This is a genomic window from Pelagibacterium mangrovi (assembly GCF_036662815.1).
Lineage (GTDB): Bacteria > Pseudomonadota > Alphaproteobacteria > Rhizobiales > Devosiaceae > Pelagibacterium > Pelagibacterium mangrovi.
Genome location: NZ_JBAFXA010000009.1, coordinates 1 through 16,930, shown reverse-complemented (window position 1 = coordinate 16,930; position 16,930 = coordinate 1). Strand labels below are relative to the sequence as shown.

At 64.1% G+C, this 16,930-nt stretch carries 17 protein-coding genes; 6 read left to right on the top strand and 11 right to left on the bottom strand.

What is annotated here, in order from left to right:
* Positions 1 to 44 precede the first annotated feature (44 nt).
* Together moaB and V4T21_RS15605 are read right to left on the bottom strand one after the other, a co-directional pair.
* Positions 45 to 581: a molybdenum cofactor biosynthesis protein B gene (moaB, locus tag V4T21_RS15610; RefSeq protein WP_332718519.1), complete on the bottom strand. Its 537-nt coding sequence runs from the start codon at positions 579 to 581 to the stop codon at positions 45 to 47.
* 3 nt (positions 582 to 584) lie between these two features.
* Positions 585 to 1,862: an MFS transporter gene (locus tag V4T21_RS15605; protein WP_332718517.1), complete on the bottom strand. Its 1,278-nt coding sequence runs from the start codon at positions 1,860 to 1,862 to the stop codon at positions 585 to 587.
* A gap of 233 nt (positions 1,863 to 2,095) precedes the next feature.
* On the opposite strand from V4T21_RS15605, the gene V4T21_RS15600 reads away from it, so the two are divergent.
* Entirely contained in the window at positions 2,096 to 3,052 is a 957-nt protein-coding gene (locus tag V4T21_RS15600; protein WP_332718515.1) for a DMT family transporter, read from the top strand.
* 6 nt (positions 3,053 to 3,058) lie between these two features.
* Here V4T21_RS15600 and V4T21_RS15595 read toward each other — a convergent pair whose 3' ends face one another.
* Together V4T21_RS15595 and V4T21_RS15590 are read right to left on the bottom strand one after the other, a co-directional pair.
* Complete coding sequence (locus tag V4T21_RS15595; protein ID WP_332718513.1) at positions 3,059 to 3,943, bottom strand: NAD(P)/FAD-dependent oxidoreductase; 885 nt, start codon at positions 3,941 to 3,943, stop codon at positions 3,059 to 3,061.
* A 70-nt stretch (positions 3,944 to 4,013) separates the two neighbouring features.
* Positions 4,014 to 4,826, bottom strand: a complete 813-nt coding sequence (locus V4T21_RS15590; RefSeq protein WP_332718511.1) for a uracil-DNA glycosylase — start codon at positions 4,824 to 4,826, stop codon at positions 4,014 to 4,016.
* A 61-nt stretch (positions 4,827 to 4,887) separates the two neighbouring features.
* Between V4T21_RS15590 and V4T21_RS15585 the strand changes: the two genes are divergently transcribed.
* The 3 genes from V4T21_RS15585 to V4T21_RS15575 all read left to right on the top strand — a co-directional run bounded on the left by V4T21_RS15585 (position 4,888) and on the right by V4T21_RS15575 (position 9,261).
* Positions 4,888 to 6,540, top strand: coding sequence for an electron transfer flavoprotein-ubiquinone oxidoreductase (locus V4T21_RS15585; protein WP_332718509.1), 1,653 nt, complete (start codon positions 4,888 to 4,890; stop codon positions 6,538 to 6,540).
* 139 nt (positions 6,541 to 6,679) lie between these two features.
* The gene (locus tag V4T21_RS15580; RefSeq protein ID WP_332718507.1) at positions 6,680 to 8,386 is read left to right on the top strand and encodes a tetratricopeptide repeat protein; all 1,707 of its coding nucleotides are present in this window, start codon (positions 6,680 to 6,682) and stop codon (positions 8,384 to 8,386) included.
* On the top strand, positions 8,386 to 9,261 hold the full coding sequence (locus tag V4T21_RS15575) for a 4-(cytidine 5'-diphospho)-2-C-methyl-D-erythritol kinase (RefSeq protein ID WP_332718505.1): 876 nt from the start codon (positions 8,386 to 8,388) through the stop codon (positions 9,259 to 9,261). Before V4T21_RS15580 ends, V4T21_RS15575 begins: the two co-directional genes overlap by 1 nt.
* A 105-nt stretch (positions 9,262 to 9,366) precedes the next feature.
* Here the strand turns inward: V4T21_RS15575 and V4T21_RS15570 are convergent, their stop codons facing one another.
* From V4T21_RS15570 to V4T21_RS15540, 7 genes are all read right to left on the bottom strand, one after another.
* Positions 9,367 to 9,708 (bottom strand): YnfA family protein, encoded by a 342-nt coding sequence (locus V4T21_RS15570; RefSeq protein ID WP_332718503.1) that lies wholly within the window; start codon positions 9,706 to 9,708, stop codon positions 9,367 to 9,369.
* Positions 9,709 to 11,589 carry a DUF2207 domain-containing protein gene (locus V4T21_RS15565; RefSeq protein WP_332718501.1) on the bottom strand — a complete coding sequence of 627 codons (1,881 nt, stop codon included), beginning with the start codon at positions 11,587 to 11,589 and terminating at the stop codon, positions 9,709 to 9,711. It lies immediately after the preceding gene.
* 4 nt (positions 11,590 to 11,593) lie between these two features.
* Positions 11,594 to 12,148, bottom strand: coding sequence for a LemA family protein (locus tag V4T21_RS15560; RefSeq protein ID WP_332718499.1), 555 nt, complete (start codon positions 12,146 to 12,148; stop codon positions 11,594 to 11,596).
* A 98-nt stretch (positions 12,149 to 12,246) separates the two neighbouring features.
* The gene (locus V4T21_RS15555; protein ID WP_332718497.1) at positions 12,247 to 13,170 is read right to left on the bottom strand and encodes a glycine--tRNA ligase subunit alpha; all 924 of its coding nucleotides are present in this window, start codon (positions 13,168 to 13,170) and stop codon (positions 12,247 to 12,249) included.
* A gap of 72 nt (positions 13,171 to 13,242) precedes the next feature.
* Positions 13,243 to 13,464, bottom strand: a complete 222-nt coding sequence (locus tag V4T21_RS15550) for a hypothetical protein (protein WP_332718495.1) — start codon at positions 13,462 to 13,464, stop codon at positions 13,243 to 13,245.
* A 4-nt stretch (positions 13,465 to 13,468) separates the two neighbouring features.
* Positions 13,469 to 14,338: a S49 family peptidase gene (locus V4T21_RS15545; protein WP_440589666.1), complete on the bottom strand. Its 870-nt coding sequence runs from the start codon at positions 14,336 to 14,338 to the stop codon at positions 13,469 to 13,471.
* A 47-nt stretch (positions 14,339 to 14,385) separates the two neighbouring features.
* Complete coding sequence (locus V4T21_RS15540) at positions 14,386 to 15,096, bottom strand: tRNA1(Val) (adenine(37)-N6)-methyltransferase (RefSeq protein ID WP_332718492.1); 711 nt, start codon at positions 15,094 to 15,096, stop codon at positions 14,386 to 14,388.
* 160 nt (positions 15,097 to 15,256) lie between these two features.
* Here V4T21_RS15540 and V4T21_RS15535 point away from each other — a divergent pair, with 160 nt between their 5' ends.
* Both V4T21_RS15535 and V4T21_RS15530 read left to right on the top strand, forming a co-directional pair.
* A complete protein-coding gene (locus tag V4T21_RS15535) occupies positions 15,257 to 16,276 on the top strand; it encodes a polyprenyl synthetase family protein (protein ID WP_332718490.1) in 1,020 nt (339 codons plus the stop codon).
* A 2-nt stretch (positions 16,277 to 16,278) separates the two neighbouring features.
* Positions 16,279 to 16,752 (top strand): SRPBCC family protein, encoded by a 474-nt coding sequence (locus tag V4T21_RS15530; protein WP_332718488.1) that lies wholly within the window; start codon positions 16,279 to 16,281, stop codon positions 16,750 to 16,752.
* The last annotated feature ends 178 nt before the right edge of the window (positions 16,753 to 16,930 follow it).

The following is a 16,930-nucleotide window of genomic DNA, read 5'->3' as shown; positions in this document are numbered from 1 at the left end:
GAAACACATGGAACGAAACAAGAACAAAGATCAAAGGGAGAACATTAACGCTCGCTCAGCCTTGGCATCACTTCAATGAAGTTGCAAGGCACATGCCTGCTGTCGAACTGATGCTTAAGGATCGCTTCCCAGGCGTCTCGGCAGGCCCCGCGCGAGCCCGGCAGGCAAAAAACGAAAGTGGTGCCGATAAGCCCCGCCGTCGCCCGAGACTGGATGGACGAAGTGCCGATCGTCGTTGCCGAATATTGGTGAAACAGCACCGAAAAACCATCCATCCGCTTGTCGAACAGCGGCTCGACGGCTTCGGGGGTGACGTCGCGGCCTGAAAAGCCGGTGCCGCCGGTGGTCAGCACCACGTCGATCCCCTCTTCGGCGACCCACGCCTTGACGTGGCCGGCGATGGCCTCGCGATCGTCCTTGACCACAGCCCGTTCGAACACCCGGTGCCCGCACCCCTCGATCAATTCCTTGAGCAGTGCCCCGGAGGTGTCGGTTTCGAGCGTTCGCGTGTCCGATACGGCCAGCACGGCGAAGGTCACGGGCACGAAGGGATGGCTCTCATCGATCTTGAAAGGAAACATGGCTCAGCCTGCCTGTGGCGTGGGAGTGGAATCATCGGCGGGGGCGCCACTGTCGTCCGAACGCGGATCGAGCGCCACCGTTTCGCCCGTAACGATCCGCTCGGACGGCATGGGCTGGAACGGCGCCCGGTCTTCTGCCGGGGCAGCTTCGCGCACCCGCATGCGCAGATAGGCGGTTGCGGCCAGAAGGCCGTGGAACAGCACGGGAATGGCGAACATTGCGGAGGGGCCGAACGCCTGCATCATCTGCGAGGCGACGATCGGGCCCAGCATCTGTCCCGAACCCAGCACCACCAGCATGCCCGATGCCACCTTGGCGAAGCTTCCCTCGTCGGCGAAGTCGTTGGCATGGGCCACCGCGATCGCGTAGAGCGAATAGGCCGCAAGTCCGTATAGGGCGAAGAATAGATAGAGCAGGGCGTTGTCGCCGGGGTTGAAGAGGATGGTCAATATCCCCGCCGTTACCCCCACGATGGCCACGCCCATCATCACCTTGCGCCGGTCGATCCGGTCCGAAAGACGGCCGAGCGGCACCTGGGCGATGGCGCCCGCAACAATGGCGAGGCTCATGAGATAGGCCACCGTCGCCGTCGAAAACCCGCGCTCGATGCCGTAAACCGGCGCCAGCGTACCGAACGCACCATTGGCCATGCCGATCGAAAACGCGGCGACCACGGCGATGGGCGAGGTCTTGTAGAGCAGCCCGATATCGAGGGAGACGGCCTGCAGCGGGGCAGGCTGGGGCGTTCGGGTCACCGCCGTGGGCAGCACCGCGCCGATATAGGCGATGGCAGCGAGGACGAACGGAATATACCCAGCCACTCCGGTCGCCGCGATGGTCATCTGCCCGGCGGTCGAGGCGAACAGCGTCACGCTCACATAGATGGAGAACGTCGTGCCCCGGCTCTCATTGTCGGAAACCTCGTTGAGCCAGCTTTCCACGATCATCGCCGCGCCGGCAAAGCAGAAGCCCGAAAAGATGCGCAGGAAAATCCAAGCATAATCGTGGATGAAGATGAGGTTCAAGAGGATAGTCATGCACGCGACGGCGGCCATCACCGCGTATGAACGTATGTGCCCGACCTGGCGGACAAGATGGGGCACGGCGATCGAGCCGGAAATGAAGCCGATCGACCACCCCGTTCCGATCAGGCCCAGCGCGAGGAGCGAAAACCCTTCCTCCGAGCCCCTGACCGGCAGGATCAGCCCATGCATGCCGCCCGCGATCATCAGGAGCGCCGAGGATAAGAGGAGGGCGAAGATTTTGATGATTTGCGACATGGGGGACCTTGGGGGCTCTCTTGATTATCGGAGAGACTAGCGCGTCCTGCCAGCTCTGCCTACAGCGCAAACGTGACGCCATTGCAATTCGTTTCGTCCTATCTTCAAATTTGCCCGCATAACTTGTCACGCATGCCAAAGGGGGCTAGCGATAGGGGCGTGTTCCGCCCGTTCCGGGCCATCTCCCCGCCTCGAAAGTGCTTCCTGTGTCCAAGCCACGGCCATCGTCATCCATGCCCGAACCGGCCCAGGCCGACGGGGCGCGCCGATCCGGGGTGATGGTGGGCATCGGGCTCAAGATCGCCTCGGTTTTCGTTTTCGTCGCCATGAGCGCCATCATCAAGGGCGCCGAGGGCGTGCCGGTGGGGCAGCTCATCTTTTTCAGGTCGGCCTTCGCGCTGGTGCCGGTATTCGTGCTGCTCGGCCTGCGCGGGGAACTGGTCGCCGGGTTCAGAACCAGCCGGCTGGGGGCTCATATCTTCCGTGGGATGATCGGCACCTCGGGCATGCTGATGATCTTTTTCGCGCTCACCCGCCTGCCTTTGCCCGAAGCCACGACCATCAACTACGCGACGCCCCTGTTCATCGTGATCTTTTCGGCGGTGTTCCTGCGCGAAAAGATCCGCATGTTCCGCTGGACGGCGGTGGTGGTGGGGCTGGTGGGCGTCATCATCATCATGTGGCCACGCCTGACGTTCCTGTCGGGCGATGGAGCGGGCTGGGGGCCGCAGGCCGAGGGCGCGCTGGCCGCGTTCGCCGCCTGCATGGTTTCGGCCACCGCGATGCTCACGGTGCGCAACCTCGTCAAGACCGAACGCAGCTCGACCATCGTCATCTATTTTTCGCTCGTGTCCACGGTCATCGGGCTCGCCTCCATTCCGTTCGGATGGGTGCCGCTGAGCTTCGAGGAAGCGTTGATCCTTGCGATGTCGGGAATTGCCGGCGGGGTTGCCCAGATTCTCCTCACCGAGAGCTATCGGCACGCCGACATCACCACAGTGGCGCCGTTCGAATATTCCTCGATGATTCTCGCGATCGTCGTGGGTTTCCTGGTCTTTGGTGAAATCCCCACCGCCGAGATGCTGATCGGCGGCACCATCGTTACGGCGGCGGGGATATTCATCATCTATCGCGAGCACAGGCTCGGGTTCGACAGGGCGAAGGCCCGAAAGGTGTCGAGCCCGGCCTGAAATCGATTATCTGAACATCAGCGAGTGATGCACGCCGCCGCCGGCAAGCGCGCCGTCGCCCACCGCAAGCGCTATCGATCCCGCCATGCGGGCGGCATCGCCGCAGGCAAAGACGAAGGGGACGCTGGTTTCCTTCATGGCATTGGTCGCGATGTGCCGCCCGATGGGAGAATCCTCGAAATCGCAGCCCAATTGCTCGGCCAGCGGGCTCGACGGCGCGATTCTGGACGCGACGAACAGGCCGTCGAATTGCAAGACGCGACCATCGGTGAGCTCGACATCGGCTTTGCCGGTGATCCGCGCGATCCTGCCGGTTTCGATTTTAGCACCACGTTTTTCGAGCAGCAGGCTCTGTTCACTGTCGGGCTCGAATGTCCCGTTGAGCAGGAATGTGGTGTCGCCCCAATCGGGCAGCATCGTGCCCTGGTGCATGGAAACCTCGCCCGCCGCGATGACGCCGATCCGGCCCTGATCGAGTTCGTAGCCGTGGCAATAAGGGCAGTGGAAGACGTGCTTTCCCCAGCGTTCCTCAAGCCCCTCGATATCGGGCAGGGCGTCGGTGACGCCGAGCGCCAGGATCAGCCGACGCGCGGTGACAATATCGCCGCCCTCGATCTCCACCTCGAAACCGCCATCGATCTTGCGCGCGGCAATGGCCTTGCCCTCGCGCCAATCCAGCGTGGGATAGGCTTGAAGCTGCTCGCGCGCCTGGGCCGCAATCACGTCCGGCGGTGTGCCGTCCTGGGTCAGGAAACCGTGTGCATGGCTGGCGAAACGGTTGCGGCGCACGCCGGCGTCGATCACCAGCACACGCCGCCGCGCCCGCAGAAGCTGGAGGCCGGCCGCCATGCCCGAATAGCTGCCGCCGACGATGATGACGTCATGATCCATCAGGGGAACTCCATAATCACTGTTATATCGTAACAGCGTATATTATGTAATTCGATAAGTTACAATACGTCTATTCGCCGAGTGCGCCCCTGATCGAGAGCAAATCTTGCCACGCCAGGCGCTTGGCGACCGGCTGGCGCAGCAGATAGGCCGGGTGGAGCGTTGCCACCGCCCGCATGGTATGGGCGCCGATGGTGAGGTCGCGCCATTGCCCGCGAAGCCGGGTAATCCCCGTGTCGGTTTCAAACAGCGTCGACGCCGAAGCGCCGCCCAGGGCGACGAGCACCTTGGGGGCGACCAGTTCGATCTGGCGATAGAGGAACGGCAGGCACACCGCGACTTCGGAGGGCGAGGGCGTGCGGTTTCCCGGCGGCCTCCAGGGCACCGTGTTGGCGATATAGACCTTGGTTCGGTCCAGCCCGATCGCACCCAGCATCTTGTCGAGTAACTGTCCCGAGCGCCCCACGAACGGCTTGCCCTGCAAATCCTCGTCGCGTCCGGGGGCTTCGCCGACCAGCATGATGTCGGCCTCGGGGTTGCCGTCGGCGAACACCAGATTGGTGGCCCGCAGCTTGAGCCCGCAGCCCTCGAAATCGGCCAGCATGCCGCGCAATTGTTCGAGCGACTGCGCGCTCGCCGCCAGGGCCCGTGCCTCCGTTGGGTCGGCATCGGCCGGCCCTGCCGCCGGCGCCGCCGGGGGAGGGGGCGCGGCAGGGGTGGGCGCGGCGGTGGGAAGCGTCCGTCTCGCCGCCGCGGCCGGCTTGACCGCCGACAGCGCAAATCGATCCACCGGTGCTTCGCCCACAGCGATATCGACCCCCGCTGCGACGTACCAGTCGAGCGCGGCCAGAATGTCTTGGCGATTTAGCTGTCGATTTGCCATGGCTATCCTTGTTATGTCACACCGGCGCAAAGCCTGCCACCTCACTCGGAATGCCAAAACGATGACCGACGCGATCGAACGCGAGATTATGGAAACCGGGGTCGTGATCGTCGGCGCCGGCCCTTCGGGCCTTTCCGCCGCCATCGCGCTCAAGCAGAAATCCCCCGATCTCGAAGTCGTCGTCGTGGAAAAATCCGCCGATATCGGCGGGCATATCCTTTCGGGCGCCGTAATGGACCCCGCCGGGCTCGACGCACTGCTTCCCGATTGGCGCGAGCAGGGCGCCCCGGTCGGCCCACAGGTCACCGAGGACAGCTTCATCTACCTCACCGAAAAATCGGCGGTGACCTTTCCTCACCTCCTCTTGCCCCCCATCATGAAAACCAAGGGCGCGGTGATCATCTCGCTGGGCGATCTCTGCCGCTGGCTGGCCGAGCGCGCCGAAGCGCTGGGGGTCGATATTTTCCCCGGCACCGCCGCCGCCGATTTCATCACCGGCGAGAACGGCGAAATCCTCGGCATCGTCACCGGCGACATGGGTGTGGGGCGCGACGGCACACCCAAATCGACCTTCACCCCCGGCATAGAACTGCGCGCCAAATATACATTGATCGCCGAAGGCGCGCGCGGCTCGCTCGCCAAGCGCCTGATCGGCAAGTTCGGTCTCGACAAGGGCAAGGCGCCGCAGAAATACGGGCTGGGCCTCAAGGAAATCTGGGAAATCGATCCCGCCAGACATTCGCCAGGCAAGGTCGAACACTTCATGGGTTATCCGCTGGGCAGCGCCGCCAGCGGTGGCGGCTTTTGCTACCATGCGGGCGACAACCGCATCTATCTCGGCCTCGTCGCCCATCTCGACTACGAAAACCCCAGTTTCTCGCCCTATGACGAGTTCCAGCGCTTCAAGCGCCACCCCCGGATCGCCGGCCTTCTCGAAGGAGCAACCTGCATCTCCTATGGTGCCCGCGCGCTCACCTCGGGCGGCTGGCAGTCGATCCCGAAGCTGGCTTTCCCCGGCGGCGCGCTGATTGGCTGCTCGGCGGGCTTCATGAACGTGCCGCGTCTGAAGGCCATCCACAACGCAATCCGCTCGGGCATGGCCGCCGCCGGTGAAGTCGCCGCCGCCATTTCGGCGGGCCGCGCCAATGATGCCATCGAAAGCCTCGACGAAGCCGTCCTCTCCAGCGGCATCCGCGACGATCTTTACCCCGTCCGGGCCGTCAAGCCGCTCTGGTCCAAGCTCGGCCTCTTTGCGGGCGTCGGGCTGGCGGGCACCGATATGTGGGTTTCCAGCCTCTTCAAACACTCTCCGCTCGGCGGGCTGGTGTCCGACAAGCCCGATTTTGCAAGGCTCAAGCCCATCTCGGAAGTCACCCCGATCGGCTATCCCAAGCCAGACGGCAAAACCACCTTTGCCCGCTCGGAATCGGTTTACCGCGCCAACATCGCCCATGACGAGGACCAGCCGGTCCACCTCCGCCTCACCGATCCGGAGGTTCCGATTCGCGACAACCTACCGAAATACGGCGAGCCCGCGCCGCTCTATTGCCCCGCCGGGGTCTATGAAGTTTCCGAGGAGGGAGGCGAGCCGGTGTTCCGCATCCACGCCGCCAACTGCGTGCATTGCAAGACCTGTGACATCAAGGACCCCGCCCAGAACATCAACTGGGTGCCCCCCGAAGGGGGCAGTGGGCCCAACTATTCTGGAATGTGAAGTCCCTGCCGCTTGCGGTGGGGCCGCAATTGCGGGAAAAGATCGGGTAACGGATACGCCCAACAATCGACAATCTTGCCGCGTTTGGCTATCGGAACCGGGGCGTGGGCGCCCGCAAGCGAGGAGTTCGGGAACTATCGTGCTAAACCTGCTCAAACGGCCGCTCCATGCTGTGGTCATCGCCGCGCTCACCATCGGCCTGCCGGTTTCGGCGCCGCTGGCCCAGACCGATATCCTGCCCAGCAGCAGCACCAGCGCCGTCGGCAACTATCTGGCCGGCCTCGCTGCCCTCGAAGCGCTCGACGCGAATCGCGCGGCGTCGATGTTCGTGGAAGCCGCAAGGGCCGATTGGGACAATGAGATTTATTCGAGCCAGGCGTTCCTTGCCTATCTGTTGGCCGGAAACATCTCCGAAGCCGCCTCGATGGCCCAGCATGTGCTCGATCTCAACCCCGATGACGAGCTGGCCCATCTGGTGCTGGGCACCGTCGCCCTCAAGCAGCGCCGCTATGCTTCCGCCGACCAGATGCTCTCGCGCGTTCCCGAGGCGTCGCTGATCGGCATCATCGGCGGCATCACGCGCGCTTGGGCCAAGGTCGGCGAGGGCGACCTGCCTGCCGCCAATGAGATTCTCGACAGGGTCGCCCAGGGCGGCTTCGATGATTTCATCATCTTCCATCGCGCCATCATCGCCGATGTGGGCGGCGATCGCGCCGCCGCGCTCGATCTGGCGCGGCAGGCCTATGAGATCGACCCCCTCGTGCCGCGCATCGCCGAGGCCTATATCCGCATCCTTGGCAATGCCGGCCAGTTCGAGGAAGCCCAGGCGATTCTCGATTTCTTCGCGTCCGAAGGCGTGGAGCATCCGGTTGTCGATGTCCTGCGCGATCCCATCGCGGAGGGGCGCAAGCCCGGCCTTTTTGCCGGCTCGGTGCAATCGGGCGCCGCCGAAATGCTGCACGGGCTGGGAACCGCCCTTGCGCGGGACGGCTCGGTCCAGCTCGGCGTCGCCTTCCTTCAGCTTGCCACCTATCTCGATCCCGACGCCGCCATCATTTCGATCTCGCTGGGCGAACTGCTCGCCAGCGCCGGCCAGTACGACACCGCTGATGAAATCTTCTCCTCGGTGCCCGCCAATTCGCCGCTCCACGTGAACGCGCTCGTGCGGCTTGCCGAAAACGTCGATATGCGCGGCGACCGCGATACGGCGATCTCCCGCCTCCAGAACATCAGTGTTGCCAATCCTGACAACCAGGAAGTGTACGGCATCCTGGGCGACACCCTGCGCTATGCCCAGCGCTGGGACGAGGCAGCCGAAGCCTATTCGGGCATCATCGAGCGCATCGAAACCCCGCGTCGCAACGATTGGCGCTTCTTCTACGTTCGCGGCATCGCCTATGAGCGCGCCGGCGATTGGGATCTGGCCGAAGCCGATTTTCTCGCGGCGCTCGAATTGTCCCCCAACCATCCCGACGTGCTCAATTATCTGGGCTATTCCTGGGTCGACCGGGGCATGAACCTCGAACAGGCGCTCGGCATGATCGAGCGAGCTGTCGAGCTCGCGCCCATGAACGGCTATATCGTCGATAGCCTGGGCTGGGCGTTCTACAAGCTCGGACGGGTCGACGAGGCCGTCGCCGTTCTCGAAAAGGCCGTGCAGATCCTGCCCGCCGACCCCGAGATCAACGACCATCTGGGCGACGTTTACTGGAGCGCCGGGCGCGAGCGCGAGGCCATGTTCCAGTGGCGCATCGCCATCGATGTCGATGAAGACGGGACGGTGACCGAACGGGCGACACCCAAGCTGCTCAACGGGCTCGATCCGGACGCACCCATCGAGGACTGATGCGCGAACCGCTCAGCGAACCCGCCCCGGCCAAGGTCAATCTGGCATTGCATGTCGTCGGCAGGCGGGAGGATGGCTATCACCTCCTCCACACGCTTTGCGTCTTCACCGAACTGGCCGATCTGGTCACTGCCGCCCCCGCGCGGCGTGACCGGCTGACGGTATCGGGGCCGTTCGGGGCTGATCTGCCCAGCGGGCGCTCCAATCTGGTGCTGCGCGCGCTGGAAAAATTCCGCGCCCGGTTTCCGGACCATTTGCCCGACGGCATCGAAATCCATCTCGAAAAACATCTCCCCGTCGCGGCGGGGCTGGGCGGCGGGTCGGCCGACGCCGCCGCCGTGCTGCGCATCCTGGCGCGCATGAGCCGAACCCCTGCGGCCGAGGCCGATCTTTTCGCGCTCGCCGCCACGCTCGGCGCCGATGTGCCCATGTGCCTGCTCAGCCGACCGTGCGAGGTGACCGGCATCGGCGAAGAGATCGCCCCGCTTGCGGACTTTCCCCAGATGCATCTGGTGCTCGTCAACCCGCTCGAGGAGATTTCGACGCCGGCGGTTTTCCGCAAGCTGGTCAAAAAGCACAACGCGCCCATGCCCGACCTTCCCGACCCGATCGAGCGGGCGGCGCTGCTCTCGCTCTGGCTGGCCGACACCCGCAACGATCTGGAAGAGCCGGCCACCGACCTCGTGCCGGCGATACGGGCCATCGTCGCCTCGATCGCCACGACGCCCGGCTGCGTCACCGCCCGCATGTCGGGCTCTGGCGCAACCTGCTTCGGCCTCTACGGCAGCGCCGCCGCCGCCCATCAGGCCGCGCATGATCTGCGTGAGAGGTTCCCGGGCTATTGGGTCGCCGCGACCCCGTTGCTGGACGTTTGATCCTGGAGCGCTTCCAGCAAAAGCGGAATCCACTTTTGCGGTTCGGAAGCGTGACAAAACAATAACTTAGAGCATTCCAACGTTTCGGTTAAACGATGAAATGCTCTAAGCCGCGCCTCGCGGCCCGAACAAAATAATCCCCGCCGCCACCAGCGCCAGAATACCCCCGGTCAAATCCCAGCGGTCGGGCACCTGTCCCTCGACGCCCCACAGCCAGAGCAGAGAGGCGGTGATATAGACGCCACCGTAGGCCGCATAGGCACGCCCCGCCTGATCGGATGGCGCAAGGGTCAAAAGCCAGGCGAAGGCAATGAGCGCGGCGACGCCGGGTAGGGTCCAGAAAACGCTCTTGCCCAGCCGCAGCCACGCCCAGAACGCAAAGCATCCGGCGATTTCGGCAAGCGCCGCCGCGCCGTAGATCAGCAGTGTGGGAAGGGCCACGGGCATCTACCAGCCGCCGCCTCCGCCACCACCGCCTCCGCCGCCGGAAAACCCGCCGCCGCTGGTACCCGATGAACTCGATGCCTGGGGCTGCGAGGCGATCATGGCCGCGCTCAATCCGGTCGCGACACCGCCCATGGTGCTGGCGAAATTGCCCGCCGAGAAATTGCCTCCGCTATACCAGTGCGGCGAATAATGCGTCGGCGCGTCCTTGATCGCGTGGCGTGCCAGATCGTTCTCGAACCGCTCCGACCAGGGTTTTTCCACGCCCAGCGCCATCGCATAGGGCAAAATGGCCTCGAAGCGCGCGACGCTCATCTCCGGCTCGTCCTGAAAGTTGAGCCGTTCTTTTTCGGCGGTGTCGAGATACATCCTGAACCCGTCGATCTCGTCCATGACCTTGCGCCCGTGCACCGTGGGCGCGCGCATCAGGATGGCAAAAACCAGTGTGACGGCGACGATGGTGATGGCCGCAACGAACGGCAGATCGATCCATTCGAAATCGAAAACCTCGATGATGGCGGCGCCAGCGTTGAAAACGAAGATGCCGATAATTGCCGCCGCCAGGAATCTGCCGATCCCGCTCCCCTGCCAGATCGCGCGGGCGCTGAGCCCGGCTGCCGACAGGAACACGGCGGCGAACGCGGCAACGAACACGAAAACGGGGTTGAGCACGCCCAGCACCACCATGGCGATAAGGCTCGCCAGCCCGATCAACACCCCGACCACCACATAGAGGCGATGATTGTTGAAATAGACCCGGCGGTTCTCGGCCTCCAGCGCGCCGATGAACGCGGCGCGGGTCTTGTTGAGCCGAGGGCCGGTGTGCTTGTCGATGGTCACGGGGCTGAGGGTCTTGAGATCGGCGAAGATCACCGCTTCTCCCCGTGGCAGGGGCGTTTCCGGCTCCTTGCCCGTCGCCGTCAGCGTCATCTTCTTGCCGGACTTGCCGATCTCGATAAGCTCCTTGACGGCCAGCGATACCAGCGCGGCGGAAAAGGCCGACCACCCCGATCTGCCCCAACCCATTTTGTGGACATAGTGAATGAGCGCGGGCGAAAAATCCTTGGGCGGGTAGAACCGGGGGATGATGACCCCCTTGGCCGGATCACGCCCCACGGCGTTCCACGCCAGCCCGTTATAGCCCACGACGATCAGCAGCAGGACGAGCGGCACCACATAGTCGCGATAATCCGAAAGCCAGAACAGCGCGGCGTCCGTGCCTTGGGGCGCGGCAAGGGCACCCTTGGCGAAGGCCACCGAAACGGTCATCCCCTCGCGCGGTGCCAGCGGGCGGGTGGTCGTGAACCGCGTCTCATTGTCACCCAACCGCTCGATTTCCGCATCGGATCCGGCCACGCCCTGGCCGCCGGTATAGACGTTGAGTTCGGTGATCCGCGCGCCATCGGGCAGGGTCACCAGAGCGCTGGCGGCGAGGATGGGAAATTCCCAATAATTGCCGGTGGCGTTCCAATAGAATTCGTCATAGTCGGCGAACATGCGCGCCGCACGCTCCATCCGATAGACGATTTCGTACTCATGGGTTCCAACGCTGAGCAGGGCATCGGACGAACCGATCCTGATCCGCTTGCCGCCGCTGATGTTTTCCACCTCGAACGGTTCGGCGGCGCCGTCACGCGTCACCGAAAACACCTCGAAGGGCAGCCTTATGGTTCGGCCGTCCGGCGTTTCGAGCAATGTGGGAACGTCGCGGAAGATGCCGCGCCTGATACTGTTGCCCTCGGCGTTGACGACAATCGTTTCCGTTATGGTGACCGAGGCGTCGGCGCTGACCTCGAAGGCCACGTCGAACTGCCGGATTTCCTCGCGCGCCAGCGCAGGACCGGCCGCGAACAGCGCCAGAAGGACAAGGACGAACCGCATCATAGAGCTAGAACTTGACCTGCGGCACGGCGCGATCGGCTTCGTTCTCGAGTTCGAAATATTCGGCTTTTTCGAACCGGAACACGCCCGCCACGATGTTGGAAGGAAAGGATTCCACGGCAATGTTGAGATTGCGCACCGCGCCATTGTAATAGCGCCGCGACATCTGGATTTCGTCCTCGACCGTCTGCAGTGCGGTCTGGAATTCCATGAAATTGGTGTTGGCCTTCAAATCCGGATAGGCCTCGGCCACCGCGAAAAGCCGGCCCAGGGCACCAGACAGAAGCCCTTCGGCCTGCCCGCGCTCGGCGGGGGAGGCGTTCTGTGCCGCCTGCACCGCGGCGCGCGCGTCGGTCACCGCCTGCAACGTCTCGCGTTCATGGGCCATGTAGCCCTTGACCGTTTCGAGCATGTTGGGAATGAGGTCGGCGCGGCGCTTGAGCTGCACATCGATCCCCGACCAGCCTTCCTCGACGAGCTGCCGATTCCGGATCAGCGTGTTGTAAACATAAATGGCGTAGCCGACCACGGCCACCGCCAATACCAGGATCACCCATTCCATAGCGCCAGAACCCTCTCGCCTTGCACGGCGCGAGAGTGGCATCTTACCTGCGCGATATCAACGGTTTGTCGGTAAAGAAGCTGGCTGATACCTGCGTATCAGGCCCCGCCGCCCGCCGTCTTGAGCCACGCGGCGCCGCACGCCTTGGCCAGTTCGCGGATGCGCAGGATGTAGCTCTGCCGCTCGGTGACCGAGATCACCCCGCGCGCGTCGAGCAGGTTGAAGACATGGGATGCCTTGATGACCTGCTCATAGGCGGGAACCGCCATGGTTTGCCGCTCGCCGTCCTCACCCTTGACCAGGATCGCCTTGCACTCGTCCTCGGCATCCTTGAAATGCCGGAACAGCATCTCAGTATCGGCGGCCTCGAAATTGTATTTGGAAAATTCCTGCTCGTTTTGCAGGAATACGTCGCCATAGGTGACCTTTTGGTCGCCTTCGCGCCCGTTGAAATTGAGGTCGTAGACGTTCTCGACACCCTGGACATACATCGCCAGCCGCTCCAGCCCATAGGTGATTTCACCGGGCACCGGCGAACATTCAAACCCGGCAACCTGCTGGAAATATGTGAACTGGCTGACCTCCATCCCGTCGCACCAGCACTCCCAACCCAGCCCCCAGGCGCCCAGCGTCGGGCTCTCCCAATCGTCCTCCACGAACCTGATGTCGTGCAGCTTGGCATCGAGCCCGATCGCGGCCAGCGATTGCAGGTACAATTCCTGGATATTGGCCGGCGAAGGCTTCAGGATCACCTGGAATTGGTAATAATGCTGCAGCCGGTTGGGGTTTTCCCCATAGCGCCCGTCGGTCGGGCGGCGCGAGGGCTGCACATAGGCAGCATTCCACGGCTTGGGGCCCAGCGCGCGCAGCGTAGTCGCCGTGTGGAAAGTGCCCGCGCCCATCTGCATGTCATAGGGCTGCAGGATCACGCAGCCCTGATCGGCCCAGAATTTCTGCAGCGTCAGGATAAGCCCCTGAAACGAGTTCCTGGGGTCCATATGGGGCTGGGGCGCGTTGCTCATCGAGGGTCCGGAAAACATGGCATTGGGAAAGCCGCGCGACCGTAGTTGCGGGCCTTGCCGAGGTCAAGCGGGCTATTCCTTGCCCGGCCGGTAAACCCCGTCCTCGCCCCGCTCCAGCGTCACGACACCTCCGGATTTGACCTCGGCCTTGTTGCGCTCGATCTGTTCCTTGCGCCGCGCCTTGGTGCGGGCGTCGTCCTCGGCGAATTTCTTGCGCCAGTCGCGCAGGATCGACCTGATCCCCATCCAGATCAGCAAGACGACCAGCAGTCCGATAAGAAAGCTCAGCGACATCGGTTCACAGCCCCAGACGCGACCACAGCGCCCGGTCTTCCACCCGGGCCATCAGGTCGCCGGCGAGATCGTGCGGCAGCGTGGCCGACAACCCGAAATTGGGAAGCTGGAAGAGGCCCCGTTTCTGGCTGATAGGTTTGATCTTGTAGTCCTTGCCGAAGCGCTCGCGCAGCGTGCCGTGCAGATCGCCCAGCCCATCGACAAGCCCCATTTCCAGCCCGCGCCGCGCGGTCCAGAATTCGCCGGTGAAGATTTCGTCGTCGGGCAGGGCGATCTTCTCCCCGCGCCGCGATTTCACATAGTCGATGAACACCTCGTGGATGTCGAGTTCCATGCGCTTGATCCGCTCGACGTCTTCGGGCTTTTCGGGAAGGAACGGGTCGAGCGTCGATTTGTTCTTGCCTGCCGTATAGAGCCTGCGGGTCACCCCCAGCTTCTCCAGCGCCTCGACGAACCCGAACCCGGCGAACACCACCCCGATCGAACCCACCAGCGAGGAAGGGTCGGCGATGATCTCGTCACCCGCCGTCGCGATGAAATAACCACCCGAGGCGGCCGCGTCCTCGACGAACACCAGCACCTTTTGGTCGTTCTCGGCGGCAAGCTGTCGTATATGCCGCGCGATCAGCCGCGACTGCACCGGCGAGCCACCCGGCGAATTGACGACGATCGCCACCACCGGCGCCTTCTTGATGGCAAAGGCCTTTTTGAGCAGCGGCGCCACATTGGCGATGTTGAGCCGCCCCGGCTTGAGCTCCTGGGAGATTACCCCCTGGAGCCGCACCACGGGAATGACCGGCCCGCGATCGCCGAACAGTCTCTTGTACCAGGGACGCCTGGGGGCGTCGGTGTCCGTGTCGGCAAATGCAGCCATCATTGTCTCCGGCAGGGGCGTGTCGATGTCCATTTAGGCATTGATTCTCATTCCTGCCAGTCCACTCGCGTTTTGCCGCGCAGGATGGCACCGACAGGGTCGGCAAATCCGTTCCCGGCCTCCCCGTGCACGACGAGCGGCGGCAACAGCCGCATCGGCGCCCGCGAGCCCTTTCGCCCCCGCACCAGAACCCGGCTTGCCGGCTGGCCGGGCCGTGACGCGATGGGCAGGACGCTGATCGCCCCCAGCCGCGCGTCGAACGCCGCCAGAAGTTGCGGCAGCACCTGGGCCAGATGGATGAAGATCACCTCGCCCTTGGCATGCGCGCACGATACGGCGGTTCTGATCCACGCCCCGATTTCCCCATCGGTATGCCGCGCCGCCGCCCGCGCCGGGTCGGGGGCCTGCGTGCCGGCCTCGAAAAACGGTGGGTTGGCGATCACCACGTCGAAACGGTCGGTCGCCAGTCCCAGCGCCCGGCGTTCCGCGCCGGTGGCCGTCGCGCTGATCCGGAGGATACCGGCCCGGTCGGAAAAACCGTTGGCCGCGATGTTCCCTTCGGCCAGAAGCGCCATGTCGGGATTATTTTCGACGAGCGTTGCCGAAAGGCCGCTGTCATGGGCAAGCGCACAGAGCGCCGCCACGCCGGCGCCCGCGCCCAGATCGAGCAGGCTTTGCCGTCCGGCGGGCACGCTGGCCCCCAGCAGCACCGAATCCAGCCCGGCCCTAAAGCCCTTTTCGGGCTGCCTTATGGACAATCTGCCACCAAGAAACGCATCGCCCCGATGCTCTTGGCGTTTTACAAATCCGGGCGGCTGGTTTACCGACATAGGCGCAAGGGTCCTGATGATTTCAGGTCAGTCATAAATCACTGCGTCGAGGCGGGCCAGCGCGCGCTTTGCGGGAGAATGAACGTTGATGGCGGTTGAGAATCTGGCGTCGAGACCTGTTGACGATGCCTCGGCTGTGATCGATCACCTGATCGCGGCGACCTCCGCCGGCATGGAGGCCGTCAATCGCCTGATCCTGTCGCGGTCCGACAGCCCCGTCGATATGGTGCCCGCAGTCGCCAACCATCTGATCGAGGCCGGCGGCAAGCGTCTGCGCCCCATGCTCACGCTGGCGGCCGCCACCCTGTTCGGCGATGCGCGAGGCAATGAGGTCCGGTTCGCCGCGGCCGTCGAATTCATGCACAACGCTACGCTTCTGCATGACGATGTGGTGGACGAAAGCGACATGCGCCGCGGGCGTCCCGCCGCCCGCACCATCTGGGGCAATCAGGCTTCGGTTCTCGTGGGCGATTTCCTGCTCGGCCAGGCCTTCCTGATGATGGTTGAATCGGGCGATCTCGACGCGCTGGGCGTCCTCTCGCGCGCCGCCGCCGTCATCGCCGAGGGTGAAGTTTTTCAGCTCGCCAAGGCCGGCGATCTCACCACGACGCCGCAGGATTACGAAAAGATCATCCACGCCAAGACAGCGACGCTTTTCGAGGCGGCCACCGAAGTCGGCGCCATGGCCGGCGGCGCCGATGATACCGCCCGCAAGGCCCTGGCCACCTATGGACGCGAGCTGGGCATGGCCTTCCAGCTCGTCGATGACGTGCTCGACTATGGCGGGGCGCGCGGCGCGCTGGGCAAGAACACCGGCGACGATCTGCGCGAGGGCAAGATGACCCTTCCCATCGTTCTGGCGCTTGGGCACACCACCGCCGCCGAACAGCGCACCATCGAATCCGCGCTGGGCAATCCCGAATCCGGCGAGGCCGAACTGGCCGCCGTCGGCGCCATCCTCACGCGGTACGGCACGCTGCGCGATACCATGGCCAAGGCCGAACGCCACGCCGACGCCGCCCGCGCCGCACTGGCTGGCGTGCCCCCATCCCACGAGCGCGATATCCTGTTTGGCGTTCCCGAATTCTGCACGGCTCGGGCTTACTGATCATGAGTGGGGCAGGGCGCACCGATATCGCTAGCCGCTTCGTGAATGCGTCGCCCGAGCGCGTCTATGCCGCCATGGTCGATCCCGACGCGCTGGTCGCCTGGCTCCCGCCCGAGGACATGAGCGGCATCATGCACAGCTTCGACGCGCGCGAGGGCGGTGGCTACCGCATGGAACTGGTCTATGGCGATCCCGCCTCGGCCTCTGCCAAGAGCACCGAAAATTCCGACATCGTCACCGCTCGCTACGGCCCGCTCGTCTCCGGCCACCGAGTGGTCCAATATATCGATTTCGCTTCCGACGACCCCGCCTTTTCCGGCACCATGACGATGATCTGGTCGCTCGAACCCGAGGGGGAGGGCGCGCGGGTGACCATCACCGCCGAAAATGTTCCCTCCGGCATTTCCAAGGCCGACCACGACGCCGGACTGACCTCCAGCCTCGCCAATCTGGCACGGTATGTGGAACAGGCGTAGGCCTCATCTCCAACCTTTCCCCATCCCCAGCTGTCACCCCGGGGCAAGGTACGCTCGCCGTCCCCGGCTCCTTCTCCACCGCGTCGCTCCACCGTCGAGACCACCCCACAGCACTTGCCAAGTGCTCCCCTTCTCCCCTTGAGGGAGAAGGTGGCCGCGAAGCGGTCGGATGAGGGGT